We start from the raw sequence: 12,976 nt of genomic DNA, 5'->3' as shown, positions 1-12,976 counted from the left end.
CCTTACTTTTTATCAAACTTGGCGCGCAAATCGGCTTGGGCGTTCTCGCCGGGCCCATAATGCACAGAGGTTTCTGGGTTTTCTCCAATTTCTTTCCAACGCCTTTTGAGGTCGTCAATGTCCCAAAGCATGTCAATGGTGGGGGGGTAGTGGGGGGGGACATACTCGGTTTCAATTTGGGTCCCGCAGGTGGGGCAGTAGTATTCATAGATCCGGCAGAATTTGGGATCGGGAGAAAAGGTGTATTGGTAGCGTTTGGGGTCTAAGATGGGGGGGTGAATCTCCTCCGGGTTGCGATCGTAAATGAGAGTGCCTTTTTTGTAGGTGTCCCTAGCGCTGCCAAAATCATGCCCACAAATGCGGCATAGCCATCTCTCGCTATTGAGATCGATCATTAGGTATTCTGTCATGGGAACGCGCATGCTTTACTCCTTAAGCGTTGTCTTCTAAAATCAAATCGCCATTGTCTGTGACGAACAGACTCCAGCCCTCTGGTACCCTAGCGGTGAAAAAAGGGCCCTCCACAATGGCCGGGCCCTCCATGTGCGCGCCGGTTTTTTGCTCTAGCAACATCACCACTGGATTGTGGTGTGGTCCATTCTCCTCGATCACCTCGCGACTGCTGCTCACTCTAGCCGGGGTGGTGTGTCTGGGTAGGCTGGCGCGCAAACTGGGATGTGAGAGTTCGTAACGCACATGGTAGGCTAAAATGCGCTTTTGATCCTTGTTGATCTGAGCGGTGTCCTCCAAGTGGGTTACATGGTTTTCAGAACCATCGGCGTTCTCCACAATCACCTTCCACTCATGCTTGCACTCGCTCCAATTATAGCCCTCTTGATACATGTGCCGTCTTGCTTGCTCATGCATTTGGGCTTGAATCGTCTCAATTTCAGACTTGTTCAAACCGGTGATGTCGCGCTCAAAAGTTTGCGCCACATCTGAAAAGCTGATTCCATAAGCAGAGAACACTGCGGCGAGTTTGGGTACGATCACGCGCTTGATCCCCGCTTTGCGCGCGGCCAAACACGCGCTCATAGGTCCCCCGCCTCCAAAGGCAGCTAGCACCGTGTCTTTTTGCACATGTTCTTTTAGACATGCGGCCAAATGCTCCCCATAGGCCTCTTCTAGAGCAAACAAGGCTTTTTCCAAGCTCAGGCCCAAAGGTTTGGCGATCTTCTCGGTGATGGCTTGAATGGCGCGTTGTTTATCTAGTTTTTGTTGCCCATTCAAATAGGTATCCGGATCGATGACACCCAAAGCCACATTCACATCCGTCATAGTCGCCTCGCTCCCCCCAAAGCCAAAGCAGGCTGGCCCGGGTGCGGCCCCCACGCTATCTGGACCCACAGTGATAGCCCCCTTGTCATCTATGCGCAAGATCGAACCCCCGCCCACGCCAAAAGATTTCACATCGCTGAGTTCAAAGGAGATCTGAATCCCCTCCACAGACCCGCGCCGCTCGGTTTTAATCCTATAGGCCTCCACCTCGCCCACATCTGAGGTGGTACCCCCCACATCCACCATCAAGACATGCTTAAAGCCATAGGCCTTAGCTAGGGCTTTTGTGCCCTCAATCCCCCCCCTAGGGCCCGAAGAGTAGGTTTTGAGCGCGACAGATTTGGCCACTCGCGAAGAAGCCCCATCATTGCGGTAAATGAGTAAGGGGTTTTTCACTTTATGGGCTTTGAGGCGGTGTTCTGCAGAGTATAAAAAACGCTCCATAGTCGGGTGTAAAAAGCTATTGAGCAAGGCCGACCAAATGCGGCGTACCCGACTGGTGTCGTTGGTAAATTCCCAAGAAAAGAGCACGGGCACAGAGCCTAGCAAATGCCTAGGGAATTGCAATAAAAAGACATGTTTAAATTCTTTTTCTAAATTCTTATCCTTGATGGCCACAACAAGCCGTTCTGCACCCTTATTGGTCAAAGTATTGACCGCGCTCACCAATTCACTCTCCATTTTATGGGGGTCGTGGATATTGTGCAAGAGCGCCAAACGGGTACCCACAAGGCTTTCAAATAAATCTTGCTGGTGGGGGGTTTTGGTGAGTTTGACCTGCAAATGCTCATCATCGGTGATGAGTCCTAGTTTGGGCCCCTTTCTTTCTACTAAAGCGTTTGTACCCTGTGTAGAAGAATAGCGGATAAGCTCGGTGGTGTGTAGCAATTTGGTAAACCCGTCCTTGCCATAAATCTCCTCGCTTGCCTTGGTGATACCCTTAAAAAAGCATTCTGACAAGTCCACAGGGGTGGTGAGAGTTTTGGTATAGCTCACCTCTGAGCCGCTCACCACGCAAATATCTGTCAGCGTGCCACCATTGTCCAAATTGACCAAGTATTTCAAGATAGCTCCTTTTGTTGGGGTTTGATCAAATCCATAAGGCTTCACCTGTGCGCCACCTCCTTTAAGGCAGGGGTGCGCTCTGCACACCCGGAGCCAACTCTATGGGGATAAACTTCCCTTCCTTAATGGCAAACACCCCTAAATTGGTGATCACCTTAGAGACGCATTTAGGCCCTGTTAGGGGCAATGAGCACTCTTTAACTAACTTACAATTGCCTTTTTTATCGGTGTGTTGCATCAGCACAATCACTTTTTTCGCGCTCGCCACCAGATCCATCGCCCCGCCCATGCCTTTAACCAGTTTGCCCGGCACCATCCAGCTAGCCAAGTCCCCTTGTGCAGAAACCTCCATCGCCCCTAGAATGGTCAAGTCAATGTGCTGACCCCTAATCATCGCAAAGCTCTCGGCCGAGCTAAAATAGCTCGCCCCCACGCCCTGTGTGATCGTCTGTTTGCCCGCGTTGATCAAATCCGCATCAACTTGTTCTTGCGTAGGAAAAGGCCCCATGCCAAGCATCCCATTTTCACTTTGCAACATCACGCGGATATTCTTAGGGATGAAATCAGCCACCAAAGTAGGGATCCCAATGCCCAGATTGATAGAATACCCGTCCTTAATGTCCTCTACCGCTTTTTGCGCCATCTGCTCGCGACTCCAGCCTGCTTCCATGTTCGCTCCTATGCTTTTTTGAGGGTGAGTTGTTCGATACGCTTTTCAAAGTTCCCCTTGAAAATGCGATCCACATACACCCCGGGGACATGGATGAAATTGGGATCTAGCGCGCCCATTTCTACAATCTCTTCTACCTCTACCACGCTCACTTTGGCCGCTTTGGCCATCATAGGGTTAAAATTCATGGCGGTTTTATTGAAGATGAGATTGCCATACGAATCCGCCTTTTGGGCTTTGATGAAGGCGAAATCCGCTTTGAGCGCGGTTTCTAAAATATAAGTGCGCCCGTTAAACTCTTTATGCTCCTTACCCTCAGCGATGATGGTGCCCACCCCGGTGGGGGTATAAAAGCCCGGGATGCCCGCCCCCCCCGCTCTAATGCGCTCGGCCAAAGTGCCTTGGGGATTAAATTCTACTTCTACTTCGCCGGCCAAGAATTGTTGCTCAAAGGTGGCGTTTTCGCCCACATAACTAGCGATCATCTTTTTGATCTGCTTGTTTTTGACCAACAGACCCAGCCCAAAATCATCCACCCCGGGGTTATTAGAAATGCAGGTGATGTCTTTCACCCCGCTTTTGCTGAGGGCTAAAATGGCGTTTTCTGGAATGCCACACAGCCCAAAGCCCCCAAACATGATGGTCATGCCATCTTGCACGCCCGCAATGGCCTCCTCAATACTGCCCACTACCTTATTCATGCATTTCCCTTCTTTTAAAGTCGCTCAATGAGCATGGCCACCGCCTCGCCCCCGCCCACGCACAGACACGCCACGCCCAAGTGTTTGTCATGGGTATGGAGGGCATGCACTAAAGTAGTCAGAATACGCGCCCCACTAGCCCCAATAGGATGGCCCAAAGCGATTGCCCCGCCATGCACATTGACCTGTGCGTCCTTGAGCCCTAGCTCTCTTTGGGTTAAAATCCCCACCACTGCAAAGGCCTCGCTGATCTCATAGAGATCAATGTCGCTAGCTTGTTTGTGGTTTTTCTCTAAAAGCTTTTGAATGGCTGGGGCGGGGGCGATGGGGAAGAGATGGGGATCATGGCTAAATGAATTGTAATCTACAATCTTGGCTAAGGGTTTGGCAGAAGTGTCTTTGGCTAGCTCTTGGCTAGCAATGACTAGCATGCTCGCCCCATCGCTAATCTTGCTCGCATTAAAGGCGGTGATGGTGCCCTCCTTATCAAAGGCTGGTTTGAGTTTTAACCCCTTGGCAAAATCCACCTTGCCTGGCTCCTCATCTAGGCTCACCAGCACCTCCCCCTTTTTGCCCTTAACGCTAATGGGCACGATTTCAGAATCAAAAGCCTTAGTTTCAAGCGCCTTAAGGGCTTTTTCATAGCTATGCTTGGCAAAAGCGTCTTGCTCTTCACGACTCAAGCGGTGGTTTTTAGCGCACCCTTCGGCAAAATCCCCCATTAAGGCGTGTTGGTAGGCATCTAACAAACCATCTTTAAACAAGCTATCTTCTAACTTAGCATCCCCCATTTTAAAGCCCCCCCTGCTGCTCATGAGCAAATGGGGAGCCAAACTCATGTTTTCAATCCCCCCCACTAAAGCCACTTGAGCCCGCCCTAGGGCGATGCTATCTGCGCCCAACATCACCGCTCTTAGACCCGACCCGCAGGCTTCGTTGATCAAAAAGCAACCCACAGATTTGGGCAAATTGGCGTTCAGGGCGACCTGTCTAGCAGGGGCTTGCTTGAGCCCGGCACTGATCACATTGCCCACAATGCAGGTATCTACCAAGCTAGGATCAAATCCGCTAGCCTTCAGGGCTTGTGCGCCCACCACACTCCCCAAAGTTGTGGCCGGCACGCTAGACAAACTCCCATTAAATGAGCCAATAGGACTGCGTTTAGCCCCGTAAATGTAAACTTCTGTTTCTGTTGCCATTTTATCCTCTTGAACGATTTGGGTTATTCTCTTGCACCATAACAAGGTTTTAGTAAATAAATCTCTAAATGCCTCAAATAAGTGTGGCGCAACTTACATTTAGTAACACTAGCGCATAAAACACGCATTTTGGGATTCTAACCCTTTGATCCCCCAAATTATAACAATACTTTGCTAAAATCCCATCCACATTACTTAAGGAAAATGAGATGCATATCGCACAAATTTCTGCCAGCCAAGTCCTAGATAGCCGGGCTCAACCCACCCTAAAGGCTAAGGTAGTGCTCAGTGATGGGAGTGTGGGCGTAGCCATTGTCCCTAGTGGGGCTAGTACGGGTAAGAGAGAGGCGCTAGAATTGAGAGATGGGGACTCTTCTAGGTTTTTGGGCAAGGGGGTGTTGCAGGCGTGCAATTTTGTCAACCAACATATCCATGCGGCCTTGCAGAACAAAGACCCCTACGATCAAGCCGGGGCGGACGCGCACATGCTAGCTCTAGACAACACGCCCAATTACGCGCATTTGGGTGCGAATGCGGTTTTAGGCGTGTCTATGGCTTTGGCGCGCGCTAGCGCGCAATCCTTGCGCCTGCCCCTTTATCGTTACTTAGGGGGTTTGAACGCGCGTATTCTGCCCGTGCCCATGCTCAATGTGATCAATGGGGGTGCGCATGCTAATAATGGCCTGGATTTCCAAGAGTACATGATTATGCCTCTAGGGTTTGAGAATTTCTCTGAAGCCCTGCGCGCGGGGGTGGAAGTCTATCACTATCTCAAGGCGATGCTATCTGAGGCGGACTATAGCGTGGGTGTGGGCGATGAGGGAGGGTTTGCGCCCCATTTTAAGAACAATACAGAACCCTTAGAGTGGCTGCTTAAAGCCATTGAAAAAGCTGGTTACAAGGCGGGTGAGCAGATCGCGCTGGCTCTAGACATCGCCAGTAGCGAACTTTTAAACCCACAGGGGCGTTACACGCTCAATAGCGAAGACAAAGAATTGGAAAGTGAAGAGCTCATAGAACATTACAGCGTGCTGTGCCGCCAATACCCCATTGTCTCCATTGAAGACGCGTTAGGCGAGGAAGATTATGAGGGGTGGGCGCAGCTCACTAGCACTTTAGGGCATAAAATTCAGTTGGTGGGCGATGATCTCTTTGTTACTAATAAAACCCTTTTAGAACAGGGTATTGCGCGCAAGTTGGCCAATGCGATTCTTATCAAGCCCAACCAAATTGGCACCCTTTCCCAGACATTAGAGGCGATCCAACTTGCGCAACGTGCCGGTTATGCTTGTGTGATGAGTCATCGCAGTGGCGAGAGTGAAGATAGTTTTATCGCCGATTTCGCCGTGGGGCTTAACACAGCCCAAATTAAGACGGGCGCACCGGCTAGAGGGGAACGCACTGTGAAATACAACCGCTTGTTAGAGATCGCTCAAGAAATACAAGGAGAGTATTTGGGCAATAAAGTCTTTGGATGACAGTGTGGCTCATCGGATTTATGGGGAGCGGGAAGAGTTGCATAGGGGAGTTGTTGGCTACGCGTTTGGGCTATGATTTTGTGGATAGTGATGTGCGCATTAGCCAAGAAGTGGGCTTGAGTGTGGACGCTATTTTCTCACTCTATGGTAGCGCGCATTTTAGAAATTTGGAAGCCCAATGCATCGCGGGCTTAGACACACGCTCTCATTGTGTAGTGGCCACAGGGGGGGGTATGCCTATTTACAACGCGCTGGGGGCAGGCGTGGTGTGCTATTTGCAGGCAGATTTTGAAGTCTTGCACGCACGTCTATTACAAGATGATCTAAGCCGCCCCCTTTTTAAAAGCAAGGAGGCCCTTTATAGACTCTACGTAGAACGCGCCCCTTTATACGCGCACCTAGCCCAATACACCATCAACGCCAACCAACCCCCCCCCCAAGTGGTTGCGCAAATTTTAAAGGTCTTGGACCAAGATAAGTTATAATAACACCACTTTACTACAAAGGATGATCATGGGTCGTGGGATGTTGCTCATCGCGCCAAGTGGTGCGCTGGAGGAAAAGAGCTTGGCCTGTCTGCAGACGATGTTTGAAGCGCAAGAGAAAAGTGTTAAAATTGCACAAGCCACTTTGGGGCTGGAAGTGCCTAAGCTCATCGCCTTGTTAGAAAAGGGGGATTTTAGGCTTTGGCTAGAGACTTACGAGCGTTGCTTAACCCAGCAGGATTATTTATTATTGCGCGCTAGCGCACTGGAGAGCTTGCAGGCCTTAGACCCTAACATCGCGCTCAGACTCGCGCAACATTTGAATATAGTGGTGATCAACGCCGTGCAGGGGGGCGCACACGCGTGTGCGTTGGCGCGCTCTAGCCTTATGCAGGCTGGACTTGTCAATCCTGTAAGTTTTGCATATGGGTATGCCAAGAGTGAAACCGGGCATGTTGTCTTGGACTTGGACGCATTGCCCCAAGATGTCAGCCCGGCGTTGCAAGCGATCCAGCAAGCCAAAAGCACGCTCTTAAGCCCGGTACGTTTTCAAGCGGGTTTACTCAGGCGCGCTAAAAGCGCGCTTAAAACTATCGTTTTGCCAGAGAGTCAGGATGCTAGAATCTTGCAAGCTGCCCACGCGATCCTCCAAACCCAAGCAGCTAAGATTATCTTGCTGGGTCAGCCCGCTAAGATTGCCCAAGACGCTAAAGATTTAGGACTTGACTTACAGGGATGTACAATCTTAGACCCTAGCGCGTCCCCATATACAGATAGCTTTGCCAATACCCTTTATGCCTTGCGCCAGAGCAAAGGACTTAGTTTGCAAGAAGCCCAAGAATTAGTAAGGACCCCTACTTACTTTGGGACCATGCTGGTGTATAGTGGGCATGCTGATGGTATGGTCTCTGGGGCAACCCACACCACCGCAGACACCGTGCGCCCCGCTTTGCAAACCATCAAACTCCATACGGGCGTAAGTTTAGTCTCCAGCGTGTTTTTCATGTGTTTGGATACGCGCGTGTTGGTCTTTGCTGATTGTGCGATCAACCCTAATCCTAGTGCTGAAGAGCTCGCCCATATTGCTCTGAGTTCTGCGCGCACGGCCAAGAGTTTTGGTATCGATCCCAAAATTGCCATGCTCTCCTACTCTACAGGTACTTCTGGCAAGGGGGTAGATGTGGATAAGGTACGTGAAGCTTTAGAGATTGCGCGGCATTTGGATGAAAACATATGTATTGATGGACCCTTGCAATTTGATGCGGCTATCGATGCCAAGACAGGGGCTAAGAAAATGCCCGGAAGTCCAGTGGCTGGACAAGCTAATGTCTTTATTTTTCCAGATTTGGACGCAGGCAATATCGCCTATAAAGCCGTGCAACGTACCGCTAAAACTCTCGCCATCGGCCCTGTGCTTCAGGGGCTTAAAAAACCGGTCAATGATTTAAGTCGGGGTTGTTTGGTAGAAGATGTGATCAACACGATTATCATCACCGCTATTCAAGCGCAGGAGTAGAACATGCACATTCTCGTGTTAAATTTAGGGAGTTCGTCTATTAAATTCCAACTGTTCCATATGGAGAAAAAAAGCGTATTGGCTAAAGGCATTGTCGAACAGATCGGTGGGGAATGTTCGCAAGCCCAGATCTACACCCATTTAGGGCATGCGCAGATCACCAAAGAGTGTATGCAAATCCCTACCTATGATGCAGGCTTGCAATACATAGAAGACACCTTGGCCCATTTGGAAGTGTTAAAGAGTTTGGGGCATGTAGATGGGGTGGGACATCGCGTGGTGCATGGAGGAGATTTATTCATTGAACCCACCTTGATTGATGATGGTGTTATTGGGCATATTGAAAAACTCGCTTTCCTAGCCCCCCTACACAATCCTGCACATTTAAGGGGAATCAAAGCCCTTAAGAAACGCGCTCCTCACATTCCTCAAGTGGCCGTCTTTGATACCGCGTTCCACCAGACAATCCCCCCTCATGCCTTTACCTATGCCCTGCCCCATGAGCTCTATGAAACTTATAAATTGCGCCGTTATGGCTTCCATGGTACTTCACACCATTTTGTAGCGATGGAGGCAGCCAAGTTTTTAGACATCCCCTATGACCAGTTCAACGCGATCTCTTTACATTTAGGGAATGGGGCTAGCGTGTGCGCCATTGAAAAAGGCAGGAGCATAGACACATCTATGGGATTGACCCCTTTGGAGGGCCTGATCATGGGGACTCGCTCGGGTGATTTAGACCCAGCCTTGTTAGGTTATATCATGCAAATTCAGGACAAGAGCTTGCAAGAAGTCAACGATGTCCTGAATAAAGAAAGTGGGTTAAAGGGCTTATGTGGAAAAAGCGATATGCGCAGTGTGGAAGCGCTGATCGAGCAGGGCGATGAAAAAGCTAAACTCGCCTTTGACATGTATGCCTATCGTATCCGTAAATACATTGGGTCTTACCTACTTACCCTAGGTAGAATTGACGCGCTGATCTTTACAGGCGGTGTGGGAGAGAATTGCGCGCGCCTGCGCAAAGCGGTTTGTGTTAATCTAGAAAACTTTGGCATGGTACTCAATGTGCAGCTCAATGAGAACTTGCCCAAGGGTGTGGTGAATCTAAGTCAGCCCAATACAGCGGTACAAATCTTACGCGTGCCCACCAATGAAGAGTGGGCGATCGCCAACCAGACTTCCAAGATCGTCTACAAACTCCACCAAAACGTCTAGAGTTTTTTGAAAAAAGAGATGCCTAGCGCGCTCCCCAAGCACACCCCCAGCCCCAAGAGATAGGGGAGAGGGACAAATAGTCTAAAGTGCATGAGTGCCAAAAGCGCGCCCAAAAATAGCGCATAAGCTCCCATCTTCTTCCAGCTTAAACCCAACTCCACGCCCAAGACAAATTTAGATGGGGTTTTTTGGCTGGGGTTTTGCAGGACATTTTTGAGTTTTTGATACCCCATCATCAAGATGAGTAAAAAACCTATGAAAGCGACTTCAAAATTCAGCAAGCCCAAAACACCCCAGCCATAAGCCACTCCACTCGCCCCCCCCACATTGCACAAGAGCACGAACAGCGCGCATTTCAAACTACACATCGCGATCTTTGTACTTGGGGTCATTGGCCAACGCGTCTAGGTCTTTTTTAGCCCGCTTATACGCTTTATAGACATTGAGGATCGCCCCCCCCACTCCCCAAAAAACCCCCAGCCAAAACAACCATGCGATGCCAGTTAGATGCTTGAGTCCATAGCCAATCCCAATTCCGATGAACACCGCGACCACAATAGAGATCCCTAAGCTTAAAACGCTTGCCCCCTCTACAATCCGCTTGAATTTAGGTTCAGATGCCATGCGCCATTTCAGAAAAACTCTCTTGGGCTTTTTGCACGCACGCATCGATGATATTTTCATGCATGGGCGTGCAAATAAAGCCGCTCTCAAAAGCAGAGGGCGCAAGATACACCCCTTTTTGGAGCATTTTTTGATGAAAAGTGGCATAGAGATCGCTCTTAGAAGATTTAGCATCCTCAAAATCGCACACCTCTTGTTCGCTAAAGAAAAAGCCAAACATGCTTCCGCGCACGCAAGTTTGCAGGGCAATGTGGTGCGATGTAGCCGCACGCGCAAGCCCCTCTGTGAAACGCAAAGCGAGCGCTTCTAGTCTAGAGTAAAGTTTAGGGTCTTGGGCAATTTTTTCCAACGCCACAATGCCCGCAGCCACAGCCACTGGATTGCCACTTAGAGTACCCGCCTGATAAACTCCACCCATAGGGGCTAATAATTCCATGATCTCAGCTTTGCCCCCAAAACACGCTAAAGGCAAGCCCCCCCCAATCACCTTCCCAAAGGTAACCAAATCTGGCACCAAATGGTGGTAGCTCTGTGAACCGCTCGCTGAAGCCCTAAAACCGCTCATCACTTCATCAAAAATGAGCACGGCTTGGTGTTGCTGGCATAGGACATGGAGTTCTTGTAAAAACTCCAATTGGGCGGGTACTAAGCCCATATTCCCCGCGATAGGTTCGATGATGACACAGGCGACATTATTGCTGGCTTGAAAACACGCCTTTAGCGAGTCGATGTCATTGTAACGCGCCACTAAAGTGTGTTGGCTGATATTTTTAGGCACACCCAAAGAGCTAGGCACGCCAAAAGTGGCACACCCACTCCCGGCCCCCACCAACAAAGAATCGCTATGTCCATGGTAGCACCCCTCAAACTTGATAATGTCCTCTTTTTGGCTAAAGGCCCTAGCTAGGCGGATCGCGCTCATGGTCGCCTCTGTGCCGCTATTCACCAAGCGCACCTTTTCTACCCCCTCGTAACTGAGCACGATTTTTTTAGCCAGAGTGGTTTCTAATTCTGTGGGCGCGCCAAAACTCAACCCCCTTTGCAAAACTTCAATCACGCGCTCTTGAATTTGCCCATCAGCATGCCCGAAAAGCAAGGGTCCCCAGCTTTGGACAAAATCTACATAGGAATTGCCATCGACATCATAAAGAGAATAGCCCTCCCCCTTAAAGATAAAGGGAGGTGTACCCCCCACACTTTGAAACGCCCTAACGGGAGAATTCACCCCCCCTACAATCACCTGCTTAGCTTCATTAAAATCGTTAATGCTGTGTAGCAGGGCGTGCCCCAGCTGTTTTTTTGCCATCAGTCTTTAAGACCTGCTTTGAAAGTGATTTTGACCTGCGACCAAGTTAATTTTTCATGTTGGGCTTCACATGCCTTGGCGAGCTTTTGTAGCGCGTCTTTGAGCCCAAATTCTAGCACATCCAAAACCCCCGTAGCCACCAACTCATTATTTTCTATGGTGTAACTCATGGGTACTTTCACACTCCTGCCATTCATGCGTACACTGGCCAGAATTGTACCCTGATTTTCGCCCGCCACAACATTCCTAAAAGTTACCTTTAGGTTCTTGTCTTTAAAGAGGTCAAAAAAGGCTTCCTTGACATTTTTACTTTTGAGTTCATCGTGCAAATCGACATGCGACACATCGATGGTAGCGCTGGCCTTGTCCAGCATGTGCGCCACGCTGGAGGTGTCCTTATTAAAGCGGTAGTTGACCCCAGCAAAAGTGCCCTCAACCCCCGCCTTCTTGGGAGTTTTAAACGCCGTAAAACTCATGCTTAGCTTGCCCGTGTCGATGGTCGTGGCATGCGCAAGACAAGAAACCAAGAACGCGCCTAGAACAACTTTTTTCATAAAAACTCCCTTGATGTGATTTTAGGGTACTATGATAACATAAAGCCCCTTGTTAACGCTTTAGAGGTTCTAACAGCACCTTGATACCCGCCTTGAGAATCAGGGGGTTTTTCATGTCGCTAACTTTAATGAAGCGCACTCGATTGGGAATATCTACGCTGATTTGGGAGGTAGGAGTGGTACTATGGGTGAAGTCCAGCATGCGTAAGGATTCATCAAAAAAGCTAATTTGGGGATGCCATGTGTTTGTATTGGCCACAATGTGCAAGCGTCCGCTATAGCCCATGTCTAACCAATACTCCCCGCTGATTTCCTTAAGCGCTAGGTAATTGCCCGAGGGGATGATGGTCGCACTATTGGCAATTTTAGGGGTGCGCACTCCAAAATAATACACCCAATCTTGCAAACTATGGCGTTCTAAATCTGTAAACACAAAACCCTTTTTGGCAAATAGCGAAGCAATGAGAGTGGGGTCTAGGGCGTATTCGGTTTTGAGTGCGAAGATCGCTTTGCTCCATGTGTCCTTGTAATCCACTTCTAAGACCATGAAATACGCATAGCCCATGGACGCAAGCACGCTTTGAGCAGTTTTGAGCAGAAGTAGGGGGGTGGTCTTTGCTTGAAAACTCACCTGCAACACACTGGGTTTGCCAAATTTCAAGGGCAAGAGCCCATTTTCTTTTAGGGTGTCCACCACCTTTCTAGCGCGCAACTCCCCCTGCGTGTAAAAGCTATCGCGCTTGGCAAATACCCGTGTGATGAAATTTTTATTCGTCTGATAAAATCTTTCCCCAGTTAGGTTTTTAATCTTGTCTTCTAGAGCATCGCCTGCTAAAAACCCTTGCCAGCTCAACCACAACACTAGGCATGCCAGTGCTTTCAAAA

At 49.4% G+C, this 12,976-nt stretch carries 14 protein-coding genes; 4 read left to right on the top strand and 10 right to left on the bottom strand.

The window, feature by feature from the left end; genetic code table 11:
* Positions 1-2: 2 nt before the first annotated feature.
* The 5 genes from EAO38_RS02190 to EAO38_RS02170 all read right to left on the bottom strand — a co-directional run bounded on the left by EAO38_RS02190 (position 3) and on the right by EAO38_RS02170 (position 4,913).
* Positions 3-422: an acetone carboxylase subunit gamma gene (locus EAO38_RS02190; RefSeq protein ID WP_121020685.1), complete on the bottom strand. Its 420-nt coding sequence runs from the start codon at positions 420-422 to the stop codon at positions 3-5.
* Positions 423-432: 10 nt separating this feature from the next.
* The gene (locus EAO38_RS02185) at positions 433-2,343 is read right to left on the bottom strand and encodes a hydantoinase/oxoprolinase family protein (RefSeq protein WP_121020683.1); all 1,911 of its coding nucleotides are present in this window, start codon (positions 2,341-2,343) and stop codon (positions 433-435) included.
* Positions 2,344-2,404: 61 nt separating this feature from the next.
* The gene (locus EAO38_RS02180) at positions 2,405-3,013 is read right to left on the bottom strand and encodes a 3-oxoacid CoA-transferase subunit B (RefSeq protein WP_121020681.1); all 609 of its coding nucleotides are present in this window, start codon (positions 3,011-3,013) and stop codon (positions 2,405-2,407) included.
* An 8-nt stretch (positions 3,014-3,021) separates the two neighbouring features.
* Positions 3,022-3,714 carry a CoA transferase subunit A gene (locus EAO38_RS02175; protein ID WP_120955633.1) on the bottom strand — a complete coding sequence of 231 codons (693 nt, stop codon included), beginning with the start codon at positions 3,712-3,714 and terminating at the stop codon, positions 3,022-3,024.
* Between the two features lie 14 nt (positions 3,715-3,728).
* On the bottom strand, positions 3,729-4,913 hold the full coding sequence (locus tag EAO38_RS02170) for a thiolase family protein (RefSeq protein ID WP_121020679.1): 1,185 nt from the start codon (positions 4,911-4,913) through the stop codon (positions 3,729-3,731).
* A gap of 209 nt (positions 4,914-5,122) precedes the next feature.
* Between EAO38_RS02170 and eno the strand changes: the two genes are divergently transcribed.
* Genes eno through EAO38_RS02150 form a run of 4 tightly spaced genes read left to right on the top strand, consistent with a single transcriptional unit; the run spans position 5,123 to position 9,607 of the window.
* On the top strand, positions 5,123-6,391 hold the full coding sequence (eno, locus tag EAO38_RS02165) for a phosphopyruvate hydratase (RefSeq protein WP_121020677.1): 1,269 nt from the start codon (positions 5,123-5,125) through the stop codon (positions 6,389-6,391).
* On the top strand, positions 6,388-6,876 hold the full coding sequence (locus tag EAO38_RS02160; RefSeq protein WP_121020675.1) for a shikimate kinase: 489 nt from the start codon (positions 6,388-6,390) through the stop codon (positions 6,874-6,876). The genes eno and EAO38_RS02160 overlap by 4 nt, the downstream gene beginning before the upstream one ends.
* Positions 6,877-6,904: 28 nt before the next feature.
* Complete coding sequence (gene pta / locus EAO38_RS02155; RefSeq protein ID WP_121020673.1) at positions 6,905-8,392, top strand: phosphate acetyltransferase; 1,488 nt, start codon at positions 6,905-6,907, stop codon at positions 8,390-8,392.
* Between the two features lie 3 nt (positions 8,393-8,395).
* A complete protein-coding gene (locus EAO38_RS02150) occupies positions 8,396-9,607 on the top strand; it encodes an acetate kinase (RefSeq protein WP_121020672.1) in 1,212 nt (403 codons plus the stop codon).
* Here the strand turns inward: EAO38_RS02150 and EAO38_RS02145 are convergent.
* From EAO38_RS02145 to EAO38_RS02125, 5 genes are read right to left on the bottom strand one after another with little or no spacing between them, the layout of a single operon-like run.
* A complete protein-coding gene (locus EAO38_RS02145; RefSeq protein WP_121020670.1) occupies positions 9,604-9,975 on the bottom strand; it encodes a hypothetical protein in 372 nt (123 codons plus the stop codon). The genes EAO38_RS02150 and EAO38_RS02145 overlap by 4 nt on opposite strands.
* The gene (locus tag EAO38_RS02140) at positions 9,968-10,231 is read right to left on the bottom strand and encodes an AtpZ/AtpI family protein (RefSeq protein ID WP_121020668.1); all 264 of its coding nucleotides are present in this window, start codon (positions 10,229-10,231) and stop codon (positions 9,968-9,970) included. The genes EAO38_RS02145 and EAO38_RS02140 overlap by 8 nt, the downstream gene beginning before the upstream one ends.
* Positions 10,221-11,537 (bottom strand): glutamate-1-semialdehyde 2,1-aminomutase, encoded by a 1,317-nt coding sequence (hemL, locus tag EAO38_RS02135; protein WP_162982656.1) that lies wholly within the window; start codon positions 11,535-11,537, stop codon positions 10,221-10,223. The genes EAO38_RS02140 and hemL overlap by 11 nt, the downstream gene beginning before the upstream one ends.
* Positions 11,537-12,091, bottom strand: coding sequence for a YceI family protein (locus EAO38_RS02130; RefSeq protein ID WP_121020666.1), 555 nt, complete (start codon positions 12,089-12,091; stop codon positions 11,537-11,539). Before EAO38_RS02130 ends, hemL begins: the two co-directional genes overlap by 1 nt.
* A gap of 52 nt (positions 12,092-12,143) precedes the next feature.
* Positions 12,144-12,974 carry a hypothetical protein gene (locus EAO38_RS02125; protein ID WP_121020663.1) on the bottom strand — a complete coding sequence of 277 codons (831 nt, stop codon included), beginning with the start codon at positions 12,972-12,974 and terminating at the stop codon, positions 12,144-12,146.
* Between the last annotated feature and the right edge of the window lie 2 nt (positions 12,975-12,976).

The organism is Helicobacter vulpis (assembly GCF_003660395.1).
Taxonomy (GTDB): domain Bacteria; phylum Campylobacterota; class Campylobacteria; order Campylobacterales; family Helicobacteraceae; genus Helicobacter; species Helicobacter vulpis.
The sequence above is the reverse complement of the archived record's forward strand: the minus strand, read 5'-3'. Positions and strand labels throughout refer to the sequence as shown.